Origin of the sequence: Vibrio sp. TRT 21S02, from assembly GCF_050113675.1 — a bacterium.
Classification (GTDB): Bacteria; Pseudomonadota; Gammaproteobacteria; order Enterobacterales; family Vibrionaceae; genus Vibrio.
This window is the reverse complement of record NZ_JBNJOI010000003.1, coordinates 70,858-83,148: the sequence shown is the minus strand read 5'-3', so window position 1 is coordinate 83,148 and position 12,291 is coordinate 70,858. Positions and strand designations below refer to the sequence as shown.

The following is a 12,291-nucleotide window of genomic DNA, read 5'->3' as shown; positions in this document are numbered from 1 at the left end:
CATTATGAGCTATCGTGTTGATCTCGCTGTTTTATCTGAACAAAAGCAATTTTGTCGCTTTGGATTAACGATCCATAATCTCAGCGATCGAGATTTATTCGACTGGAAACTACAGTTCATTATTGATCGCTTTATTTTGCCAGACAGCTTCACCCATGGTGAGATTACCCAAATCGGTAGCTTTTGTACCGTAGTTCCAGAGACAAATTGCTTACCCGCCAACCAGCACTATTACTGTGAATTTAGTATCGGTACTGCACCACTACGTTTTTATACGGATGGCTTGAAGGATGCACTACTGCTGTCTAATCACGGTAAAGAGCAACATCCAATATCGGTCACCCCTATAGCCTTGGCTTCCCCATTTCGAGAGCGCGAAACCATTCCTTGCGTAGAAAGCAATGCATTGGCGCTTATTCCAAAGCCAAACCATATGGAACAGTTCAATGGTCAATTTGAGCTTTCTAGCGATAGCCAAATAACATTGCAGGCAAAACTTGCTGAAAAAGCAGCGACTTGGCTACAGAAAGAGTTGGAACGACTTTTTGCATTTGAGACACCATCTATTGGCCAAAGCCATATTCTCTATCGTACCAACCCAACATTGGACGAAGGTGCTTACCAACTTACCGTTGGTGCATCAGGTATCCGATTAGAGGCCGCTTCAAGTGTTGGCTTTGTGCATGCAAGTGCGACGCTACTCCAACTCATTTCATTTAATGAAGATCGCCATACCCTTAGCATTCCCTATATTAAGATCAGTGATACTCCTCGTTTTCGCTATCGTGGAATGATGCTTGATTGCGCACGCCACTTCCATCCAGTCGAGCGTGTCAAACGCCTAATCAATCAACTGGCGCACTACAAATTCAATCACTTTCACTGGCACCTCACTGACGATGAAGCTTGGCGTCTTGAAATCAAATCACTTCCTCAGTTAACAGAAATCGGTGCAAAACGCGGACAAAATTGCGCGATCGAACCTCAGTTTAGCCATCTTGGCTCAACATTAAGCGGTTTCTACAGCCAAAATGAAGTGCGTGAAGTAATTGCATACGCCGCAGAGCGAGGAATCAGTGTTATCCCTGAAATCGATATCCCGGGCCACTGCCGAGCTGCCATAAAGTCATTGCCAGAGATGCTAGTCGACCCTAATGACAAGTCACAATATCGCAGTATTCAACATTACTCAGACAATGTACTTTCTCCTGCACTTTCTGGGACATACGAATTTCTCGATAAAGTACTGGAAGAAGTTGCACAACTATTTCCTGCCCCTTGGGTACACATCGGCGCGGATGAAGTTCCTGATGGTGTATGGATTCATAGTCCACAGTGTCAAGCGCTCATGGAAAAACATGGTTATCACAGCGCAAAAGAACTCCAAGGGCATTTGCTGCGCTATGCAGAAAGGAAATTGAAATCGCTTGGCAAACGAATGGTCGGTTGGGAAGAAGCACAACACGGAGATAAGGTCAGCAAAGACACCGTCATTTATTCGTGGTTGAGTGAAGATGCCGCCTTGAACTGCGCCAAGCAAGGTTTCGATGTGATTTTACAACCAGCACAAACAACTTATCTCGATATGGCTCAAGATTACGCTCCTGAAGAACCCGGTGTCGACTGGGCAGCCGTCATCCCATTAGAGAGTGCATATTGCTATGAGCCACTGGCACAAGTACCAGATAGCGATGCACTACGAAAAAGAATTTTAGGAATTCAGTGTGCGCTGTGGTGTGAAATCGTCACCAATCAACAGCGTATGGACTATATGGTATTCCCTCGGTTAACAGCAATGGCAGAAGCATGCTGGAGCCATAAACCACAACGAAACTGGCAAGATTATCTGACTCGGTTAAAAGGACATTTAGATTTACTTGATCGACAAGGTATTGGATACCGAAATCCGTGGAAATAACAAAAGGAGCTGACAGCACTTGCTGTTAGTAGTTTTCTCTAGCTTTGAAAATTTAGCTGCGAATTTAAGCAGCTTGGTAAAAAGGAAATTAACAATGAAATACGGCTATTTCGATAATGAGAATCGTGAATACGTCATCACTCGCCCGGATGTACCGGCTCCTTGGACTAACTATTTAGGTACAGAAAAGTTCTGTACGGTTATCTCACACAATGCAGGTGGTTACTCGTTTTACAACTCTCCTGAATATAACCGTGTGACCAAATTCCGTCCTAACGCGACATTCGATCGCCCAGGACACTATGTATACCTTCGTGACGATGAGACGGGTGATTACTGGTCAATCTCATGGCAACCAGTAGCGAAAAGCCTAGACGAAGCAAACTACGAAGTTCGTCACGGCTTGTCTTACTCTAAGTTCAAATGTGACTACAATGGTATTACCGCAACTAAAACCTTGTTCGTACCAAAAGGCGAAGATGCGGAAGTATGGGACGTTGTGATTAAAAACACGTCTGATAAGCCTCGTACAATCAGCGCATTCTCTTTTGTAGAGTTCTCTTTCAGCCATATTCAATCTGACAACCAGAACCACCAGATGTCTCTGTACTCTGCGGGTACTGAGTATCGTGAAGGCGTGATCGAATACGATCTTTACTACAACACCAACGATTTTGAAGGTTTCTACTACCTAGCGTCAACGTTTAACCCTGATTCATACGATGGCCAACGCGATAGCTTCCTAGGTCTATACCGCGACGAAGCAAATCCAATTGCAGTAGAGCAAGGTAAGTGTTCAAACACAGCGCAAACTTGTTACAACCACTGTGGTTCTCTGCACAAGCAATTTACTATCCAGCCAGGCGAAGAAGTGCGTTTCGCTTACATCCTAGGTATCGGTAAAGGCAACGGTGAGCGCCTACGTGAGAAATACCAAGATCTTGCGAACGTAGATGCAGCATTCGATGGCATTAAGCAGCACTGGAACGAGCGTTGTGACAAATTCCAAGTGAAATCACCAAACGAAGGTCTAGACACTATGATCAACGCTTGGACACTTTACCAAGCAGAAACTTGTGTGGTTTGGTCTCGCTTTGCTTCATTCATTGAAGTTGGTGGTCGTACTGGTTTGGGTTACCGCGATACCGCACAAGATGCAATTTCAGTCCCTCATGCTAACCCTGCAATGACTCGCAAGCGTATCGTGGATCTACTGCGTGGTCAGGTTAAAGCAGGCTACGGTCTGCACCTATTCGATCCAGACTGGTTCGATCCAGAAAAAGCAGACGTCGCACCTTCTAAGTCTCCAACCGTCGTTCCAACACCGTCAGATGACGATAAGATCCATGGCATTGAAGACACTTGTTCTGATGACCACCTATGGCTAGTTCCGACTATCTGTAAGTACGTTATGGAAACAGGTGAGCACAGCTTCTTCGACGAAGTGATCCCTTACGCAGATGGCGGTGACGCATCGGTTTACGATCACATGAAAGCTGCACTAGACTTCTCGGCAGAATACGTTGGTCAAACAGGTATCTGTAAAGGTCTACGCGCTGACTGGAATGACTGTCTAAACCTTGGTGGCGGTGAGTCTTCAATGGTGTCATTCCTGCACTTCTGGGCTCTACAAGAGTTCATCGACCTAGCGAAATTCCTAGGCAAAGAAGAAGATATGGCGAAATACACTGAAATGGCAGCAAACGTTCGCGAAGCATGTGAAATGCACCTCTGGGACGACGAAGGTGGTTGGTATATCCGTGGTCTAACTAAAGATGGCGACAAGATCGGTACTGCGCAACAAGCAGAAGGCCGTATACATCTAGAGTCAAACACACTCGCTGTACTGTCTGGCGCAGTATCACAAGAGCGCGGTGAAAAGGCGATGGATGCGGTAGACGAGAACCTATTCTCTGAATACGGTCTGCACCTAAATTCACCATCATTTGCAACACCAAACGATGATATCGGCTTCGTTACTCGCGTATACCAAGGTGTGAAGGAAAACGGCGCGATCTTCTCACATCCAAACCCATGGGCTTGGGTAGCTGAAGCTAAACTCGGTCGCGGTGACCGTGCGATGAAATTCTACGACGCACTGAACCCATACAACCAAAATGACATCATCGAAAAACGTATTGCAGAACCATATTCATACGTTCAGTTCATTATGGGTCGCGATCACCAAGATCATGGTCGTGCAAACCACCCGTGGTTAACAGGTACCTCTGGTTGGGCATATTTCGCAGTTACTAACTTTATCCTAGGTGTACGTACTGGTTTCGATGGCCTAACTATCGATCCATGTATCCCAACAAACTGGCCTGGGTTTGAAGTCACTCGTCAGTGGCTAGGCGCAACATACAACATCAAGGTCGAAAACCCTAGCTCAGTCAGCAAAGGCGTCAAATCAATTACGGTTAACGGCAAAGAAGTGGACAGTATTGTTCCTGTTCAAGCTGAAGGCAGTGTTAATGACGTGATCGTTGTTCTTGGTTAATCGCTAGCAATGAGCCTCTACGGAGGCTCATTCCATTGAATGAAGGATTATCAATATGATCAAATTTGGTACAGGTGGTTGGCGAGCGTTTATCGGCGAAGAGTTCACCAAAGACAACGTCTGTTTAGTTGCCCAAGCTGTGGCAAACATCATCAACAATGAAAAGGTTGCCGACAAAGGTTTCATCATCGGTTATGACCGACGCTTTTTATCAGATAAAGCGGGTCGTTGGTTTGCGGAAGTATTAGCCGCTAACAATGTACCGGTGAGCTTTATCGACAAATTTGTCCCAACGCCGATTGTCATGTTTAAAGCAAAGGAAATGGGCTGTGCTTATTCAGCATGCATTACCGCATCACACAACCCTGCTGATTACAATGGCATTAAAGTCTTCATTGAAGGTGGTCGTGATGCAGATGAAATCATCACACAGAAAATTGAACAGCAAATTACGACACTAACTGCCCAACAAGTGAAAAGTGTCGACTTTGAGCAAGCCATCGAGGATAAACTGATTCAGGTCATCAACCCGATGAACGAGTTTGTCGATTCCATTATCGATTTCATCGATATCGACGCGATCAAGAAAGCAAATCTTCGTGTGTTAATCGATCCAATGTTTGGTGTGGCTAAAAACGCACTACAAACCGTATTAATCAATGGCCGCTGTGAAGTTGATGTGATCAACGATGGCAAAAACCCTGACTTTGGCGGCTTGATGCCTTCACCAAGTGCTGCAACACTCTACCGCTTAATGCACTTAGTGGAACAAGAAGGTTACGACATTGGTATCGGTACTGATGGTGATGCAGACCGTTTGGGGATCATAGATGAAAAAGGCAACTTTATTCATCCAAATGAAGTGCTGATCCTATTGTATTACTACTTGCTTGAATATAAAGGTTGGAAAGGCTCTGTTGTACGTAACATTGCCACAACACATATCCTCGACAAGATCGCAGAAGATCATGGTGAGAAATGCTTTGAAGTGCCTGTTGGCTTCAAACATATCAGTTCACAAATGGAAGCGGATGATTCACTCATCGGTGGTGAAAGCTCTGGTGGCTTAACCATACGCGGTCATATCAAAGGTAAGGATGGCGTCTTCGCTTCCAGCTTGTTGGTCGAGATGATTTCAGTCACAGGCAAAAAACTCTCTGAGCTACTTGATGAAATCTATAGCAAATATGGCTATGCCTACACTGCTGAAGGAGATTGTAAGTTTAAAGCCGCTCAAAAAGAGGCGTTATACAACAAGATCTATGTCGAGAAACAACTGCCCAACTTTGAGTATGAAATCGACAAGGTGAGCTATGAAGATGGCGCAAAAGTCTACTTCAAAAATGGCGGATGGGTGATTGCTCGATTCTCAGGAACTGAGCCATTACTGCGTATCTTCGCAGAAATGGCGGACAAAGACACTGCTGAACGTGTTCTTCTACAGGTAAAAGACTTCTTGCAGTTATAGCTTTTACCGCTATCTCAATATGTGACCTATAGGTGAAGAACACTTGCCCGGCTTAATGACCGCCGGGCTTTTTTCATGCTTAAAATGCAAGCACACCCTGCGTTTCTACTTTAACTGCTACAGGTTGACCGATGTTCAGTGGCTCTGAAGAACTTGCGAGTAACTTGTTCCCTGCCGCTTCAATAACATAACGGCAGTGATCCCCCATAAACTGTTGTTCTAATACTTGAACACCACTATCTTCCACAGCACTAAGTTGAACATGTTGAGGCCTTAACAAAAGCTCACAGTGTGCTTCTATATCTATTAGTTTTTGCGCTTTCGCTTCAATTAAGCCAAAGATCGTTTCAAAACTCGATTCAGAAACACGCTTCGCTGCAAGATAGCTTCCTCCACCAAGAAAATCGGCAACAAACTTACTCGATGGTTGATAATAAAGCTGAGTTGCTGTGCCATATTGCTCAATGACCCCGTTATTCATTACAGCCATTTTATCGGCAAACGCAAATGCTTCTTCACGTGAATGGGTAACAAAGATGGCTGTTACACCCTGCTTTTTGAAGATCTTACGAATCTCAGCGATCAGTTCATGACGAACTTGAGTATCGATGTTTGAAAATGGTTCATCCAGTAGCAGCAAGTCTGGCTTGTACGCCAACGAGCGTGCAATCGCGACACGTTGTTGTTGTCCACCAGACAATTGGTGCGGATACCGCTCACCAAACTCGTTTAAGTGAACAAGTTCCAGCATTTCTTTAACTTTTTCTGCTTTCTGCTGTTCCGAGCAATCTTTGAGCCCAAATGCAATATTTTGCGCCACCGTCAAATGAGGAAATAGCGCATAATCTTGAAAAATCATGCCTATGTTACGTTTCTCTGGAGGCAACCAATTAGCGCCGTCATCAATGGTCATACAATTTAAAGTCATCGTGCCTGAAGCAAGCGGCAGTAGACCAGCAATTGCCTTTAACAACGTTGTTTTACCACAACCACTGGCACCAAGTAGACAAACGATCTCACCATGTTCGACTTCAAGAGATAACGATTCTAATACCGTTTGGGTGTCATACTGGCAAGAGAGGTTATTGATTGATAATGCACAGCTCATCAGTGAGTTTGCTCCAGTGAACGGTTTACAACAATTAGTGGAATAAGGCCAACCAGCACAAGCAGTACCGCAGGCAAAGCGGCTAGCTCTAAATGCTCATCAGAGGCAAAGTTATATACATAGGTAGCTAGGGTTTCAAAGTTAAATGGTCGCAGAAGTAACGCAGCATTAAGCTCTTTCATTGACTCAATAAACACCAATAGACCCGCAATCAGCGCCCCACGACGAATCAAAGGTAGGTGAACTTTCATCAGCATTTGGTTTGATGTGCAACCCATGGTTCGTGATGCCATATCTAATGATGGGGAAACCTTATTCAAGCTGCTTTCAACGCTACCAATCGCAACAGCAGAAAAACGCACGACCATTGCAAAAATAATAGCAAACATGGAGCCAGAGAAAATAAGCCCTGGTCTTTGCCATTCCATATAAACGGCAAAATCATTCACTGCATGATCCATAAATAACACAGGGACCATCACGCCAATCGCCAATACAGTGCCCGGCACAGCATATCCCATGGAAGAAAGACGCATAAACGCTAAATTACGGCGGCTGGCTTTCAAACGATAACTGAAGTTCACAACCAAAGCGACCACCACACCAATAACAGCGGCAGACAAAGACACATGCAAACTATTAATTGCGTATTGTTGAAACTCTGCCGTCCAACTTTGTGCAAAGTATTTATAAGCGTAGATACAGAGTTGGGCCAGAGGAAAGATAAATGCAATAGCAACTAACCCCCAGCACCAAAGTAATGCGCCCCACTTCTTCCATCCCGATAGCTCGTAACGGAAATCCTCTCGGCTACTGTATTGGCTTTGAAATAGCTTTTGCTTACGACGGCTATAACGCTCTGCACTGAGCAACAAAATTACAATAACCAGCATAATGGCTGAAATCTTTGCTGCGGCAGTCAGGCTAGAGTAACCAAGCCAAGTATCATAAACAGCCGTGGTTAACGTGTTCACAGCAAAGTAACTTACCGTACCAAAATCACCTACGGTCTCCATTGCAACCAGCGATAAGCCAACCGCAATCGATGGTCTAACAAGAGGTAGGGAAATGCGCCAAAAACTTTGCCAAGGTGAACACTTAAGCAATCGAGCCGATTGCAGCAGAGAGACATTCTGTTCCATAAATGCCGCTCGACATAGCAAGTAAACATACGGATAGAGCACCAAGGCTAAAACAATGGTGGCCCCCGTTAAGGTACGAATATCAGGGAACCAATACTCACCAGGCCCCCAGCCAGTGATGTTGCGTAATGTCACTTGAATCGGGCCAGCGAAATCGAACCAGTCGGTAAAAATGTACCCAACAATGTAGCCCGGCATGGCGAGAGGAAGGACAAGCGCCCACTGCAAGATACGTTCACTGGGTAGGCGGCACATTGCCATCAACCAAGCGGTGGGAATACCAAAAATCAAAGAGAGCACCATCACACCAGAAACAAGCATGACAGTGTTGTATGCGTAAGTTGGCATGACGGTCGACATCAAATGTGAAAAGAGTTCGTCCGTTTCGCCAATCGCTGTAAAAAAGATCGCTAAGATCGGCAAAACCAGCAGCAAAGCAAGGCTTCCACTACTGGTTTTCCATACGTAATTATTTTCTTTCATTGCCTAATTACAACAAGGCGCTATGAGAACGTAATATCATCATTAACGCATCTCATATCCTTTAAAAAATGGGGATACATTTATACCCCCATAATCAATTAAAGGTCAAATTTCACTTCATCCAGAAGTTTAACCGCAGCTTCGTGGTGTGAAGCAATTTCATCTAATGAAATGGTATCTGCTTTGAAGTCACCCCAAGAAGCCACTAGCTCAGAACGCTTAACGCCTTCTTTAACTGGGTACTCGAAGTTTACTTCTGCGTACATTTGCTGTGCTTTGTCGCCTGTTAAAAACTCCATTAGTTTCAACGCATTTTCTTTGTTTGGAGCGTACTTCGCCATCGCCATACCAGAGATGTTCACGTGAGTACCTTCCGTTTTTTGGTTCGGGAAGTTGATGTAAACAGCATCAGCCCAAGCTTTTTGCTCTTTATCATTAACCATCTTACCTAGGTAGTAGCTGTTCCCTAGTGAAGCGTCACACAAGCCTTCTTTAATCGCTTTCACTTGTGCACGGTCGTTACCTTGAGGTTTACGTGCTAGGTTTGCTTTTACCCCTTCCAACCAAGCTTTAGTTTCAGCTTCACCGTGATGTGCAATCATTGAAGACACTAGAGAAACATTGTAAGGGTGCTTACCTGCACGAGTACAAATCTTACCTTTGAACTCAGGCTTTGCTAGATCGGCATAATTGAAATCTTCACCCAACTTACCAACACGGTCACGTGAAGAGTAAACACTGCGCGTACGAGTTGTTAGAGCAAACCACTCATTCTGGTTGTCTTGGTACTGAGCTGGTACATTTTCTTCGATGATTTTACTGTCAACCGCTTGAACTAAGCCTTTTTCAGAAAGCTCAGCTAGGCGACTAATATCAACCGTTAAAACCACGTCAGCTGGGCTGTATTCACCCTCTTGAGCCAATTTCTCTGCTAAACCTTTCTTTGCAAATTTAACATTTACTTTGATACCGGTTTCTTTTGTAAACTCGTTAAACATTGGCTCAACCAAGAATGGTTGGCGGTAAGAGTATACGTTCACTTCTTCAGCGGCCATGGCTGTCGGTGCTAGAGTTGCACATGCTAATGCTGAAAGAGTTAGCAGTTTTTTCATGGTTCAATCCTTTAAAAATGTGGGAATGATAACGTTTATCAGTTTCGTTATTATATGTATCATAGATTAGATTACAACGTTTACCAGATCAAAAAATTGTTTAAAAGGCACTTTTTTGTTCTATCTAAGTGTTACAAGCCATTGCCAATACACCTATTTTCCAGAAATTGCACTCACACATTTCATCCATAAGCCTATAGTTGCCTACCTCTGTAAACATAGCGCTCATTCCAGTTTCTCCCACTTTTTACACCGCTCAAATACCAAAAAGCCCGCGAATTTTCGCGGGCTTTTGTCCACATTATTTAATGGCTATTTGATTGTCACGAACTCAGGGTAAGCACCAACACCACAATCGTGCATATCCATACCTTCGAGTTCTTCATCTTCAGAAACGCGAATACCTATCGTCGCTTTTAAAATCGCCCAAACAACCAAGCTGGCACCAAATACCCAAGCAAAGATAACGGCTGCACCAAGAAGCTGAGCCCCGAATGACGCATCGCCATTGCTTAGCGGCACGACCATTAGTCCGAAGAAACCACATACACCGTGTACTGAGATTGCTCCCACAGGATCATCAATCTTAAGCTTATCTAAAGCAATAATGCTAAACACGACTAGCGCACCTGATACTGCACCAATGGCAACAGCATATAATGGTGACGGCGATAGCGGATCAGCAGTGATCGCCACCAAGCCAGCTAATGCACCATTGAGGATCATAGTTAGGTCTGCTTTACCCCAAGTCGTCTTACATACTAGTAATGCAGCAATTGCGCCTGCTGCTGCTGCTGCATTTGTGTTTAAAAAGATTTGACCAACTGCTGTTGCGTTCTCAAAATCAGAAACCATTAACTGAGAGCCACCATTAAAACCAAACCAGCCGAACCACAAAATAAAGGTACCAAGCGTTGCAAGTGGCATGTTTGAACCAGGGATAGGGTAAATTTCACCATTCTTGCCGTATTTTCCTTTACGGGCACCTAGAAGTAATACACCAGCGAGCGCTGCTGCTGCACCAGCCATATGAACAATACCAGAACCTGCAAAGTCACTGAAACCCGCTTCAGATAAGAAACCACCGCCCCACGTCCAGTACCCTTCCATTGGGTAAATAAATGCTGTTAGCACGGCAGAGAAAATAAGGAATGACCAAAGCTTCATGCGCTCTGCAACGGCTCCTGAAACCACAGACATCGCTGTTGCCACAAATACTACTTGGAAGAAGAAATCTGACTCTAGTGAGTGATCTGCGCCTTCACCTTGAGTACCGATTAACGCACCAAATGACGGTAGCCAGCTGCCTTCACCGTTATCGACATACATAATGTTGTAGCCCACTATCAAGTACATAGTACAAGCAATGGCATACAGACAAATGTTTTTGGTTAAAATTTCAGTGGTATTTTTTGAGCGCACTAACCCTGCTTCTAACATGGCAAAACCCGCGGCCATCCACATGACTAACGCACCTGAAATAAGGAAGAAAAAAGTGTCTAGTGCGTAGCGTAATTCGGTTACTGTCGTCGTTATTTCCATAATCAATACTCCAATCCTTTGCAATTTGTTACAGAGCTTCTGCGTCCATTTCACCAGTACGAATACGCACAGCTTGGCCTAAGTCATAAACGAAAATTTTTCCATCACCGATTTTTCCGGTATGCGCTGCTTTGGTAATGGCTTCGATCACTCGCTCTACATTCTCTCCCTGAGTGGCAATTTCCAGTTTTACTTTCGGTAAAAAATCAACTTGATACTCCGCACCACGATACAATTCTGTATGACCTTTCTGACGCCCAAAACCTTTCACTTCTGATACCGTCATCCCTTCAATTCCGACATCAGCCAATGCTTCACGCACATCGTCTAATTTAAATGGTTTTATAATTGCGTTAATCAGTTTCATCGCTTCCTCTCTTAACTATCATCCTTGTTATCAACAGTAATCCAAGGTGCATGCCAACTATTTAACCCATTGTTTTAAAACAATATAAATATCATCATCAAGTTAAAAACAAAAAAGGCGCACCATCTTGGTGCGCCTTTTTCACAATCTTAAAGCAAAGCCGTTACACTTCACCAATACCGTGCATTTATTTGGTGGTTAAAAACTCTTTCCACTGTTCAATTAATAATTCAAAATCTTCCAGCCCACAACTCGCGGTACTTTCGCTGTCATAAAAGTCAAATTCACTATCTGCTTCTATCTCACTACCATGCGCCAACACATTTTCTTGCACAGTAACCTCATCACCCTGAATGCTTAAGCTGATCTCAGTGCCTAATAGTTGATGCTCTTGGTGAGGAGCTAGCCTTGCTTGGTCAGTCAGTTGCTCAACTTGGCCGATCTTATCCCAATCTTTACCGATCTCTTCTTGTAGCCATCGACCAACGATCTCATGACCCATGCTCGATTTAACATAGTATTCGCCCATCAACGTATTGCGGATAAATTCAAATTCCATCAGACACCTCAAAATTTGGAGGCACGAGTATAGCGATCTACGTGCAAAAAAAAAGCACCTACTTTTAAGTAGGTGCTTATCTCTTCGTTTGT

General features: G+C 44.2%; 9 protein-coding genes. 3 read left to right on the top strand and 6 right to left on the bottom strand.

The features are described from left to right. Nucleotides 1-4: 4 nt before the first annotated feature. The 3 genes from ACQEXU_RS04515 (at nucleotide 5) to ACQEXU_RS04505 (ending at nucleotide 5,886) form a co-directional block, all read left to right on the top strand. Nucleotides 5-1,918 (top strand): beta-N-acetylhexosaminidase, encoded by a 1,914-nt coding sequence (locus ACQEXU_RS04515; RefSeq protein WP_427009859.1) that lies wholly within the window; start codon nucleotides 5-7, stop codon nucleotides 1,916-1,918. Nucleotides 1,919-2,012: 94 nt separating this feature from the next. Further along, entirely contained in the window at nucleotides 2,013-4,418 is a 2,406-nt protein-coding gene (locus ACQEXU_RS04510; RefSeq protein WP_427009858.1) for a GH36-type glycosyl hydrolase domain-containing protein, read from the top strand. A gap of 55 nt (nucleotides 4,419-4,473) precedes the next feature. Then, nucleotides 4,474-5,886: a phosphoglucomutase/phosphomannomutase family protein gene (locus tag ACQEXU_RS04505; RefSeq protein WP_427009857.1), complete on the top strand. Its 1,413-nt coding sequence runs from the start codon at nucleotides 4,474-4,476 to the stop codon at nucleotides 5,884-5,886. Between the two features lie 79 nt (nucleotides 5,887-5,965). On the opposite strand, the gene ACQEXU_RS04500 is transcribed toward ACQEXU_RS04505, so the two are convergent. From ACQEXU_RS04500 to ACQEXU_RS04475, 6 genes are all read right to left on the bottom strand, one after another. Beyond that, a complete protein-coding gene (locus ACQEXU_RS04500; protein ID WP_427009856.1) occupies nucleotides 5,966-6,994 on the bottom strand; it encodes an ABC transporter ATP-binding protein in 1,029 nt (342 codons plus the stop codon). Further along, nucleotides 6,994-8,619 (bottom strand): ABC transporter permease, encoded by a 1,626-nt coding sequence (locus ACQEXU_RS04495; protein ID WP_427009855.1) that lies wholly within the window; start codon nucleotides 8,617-8,619, stop codon nucleotides 6,994-6,996. The genes ACQEXU_RS04500 and ACQEXU_RS04495 overlap by 1 nt, the downstream gene beginning before the upstream one ends. 98 nt (nucleotides 8,620-8,717) lie before the next feature. Then, nucleotides 8,718-9,731: a Fe(3+) ABC transporter substrate-binding protein gene (locus tag ACQEXU_RS04490; RefSeq protein WP_427009854.1), complete on the bottom strand. Its 1,014-nt coding sequence runs from the start codon at nucleotides 9,729-9,731 to the stop codon at nucleotides 8,718-8,720. 312 nt (nucleotides 9,732-10,043) lie between these two features. Then, on the bottom strand, nucleotides 10,044-11,273 hold the full coding sequence (locus tag ACQEXU_RS04485; protein ID WP_427009853.1) for an ammonium transporter: 1,230 nt from the start codon (nucleotides 11,271-11,273) through the stop codon (nucleotides 10,044-10,046). A 28-nt stretch (nucleotides 11,274-11,301) separates the two neighbouring features. Beyond that, nucleotides 11,302-11,640, bottom strand: coding sequence for a P-II family nitrogen regulator (locus ACQEXU_RS04480; RefSeq protein WP_367987296.1), 339 nt, complete (start codon nucleotides 11,638-11,640; stop codon nucleotides 11,302-11,304). Nucleotides 11,641-11,827: 187 nt separating this feature from the next. After that, nucleotides 11,828-12,199 (bottom strand): YacL family protein, encoded by a 372-nt coding sequence (locus tag ACQEXU_RS04475; protein WP_427009852.1) that lies wholly within the window; start codon nucleotides 12,197-12,199, stop codon nucleotides 11,828-11,830. Nucleotides 12,200-12,291 lie beyond the last annotated feature (92 nt).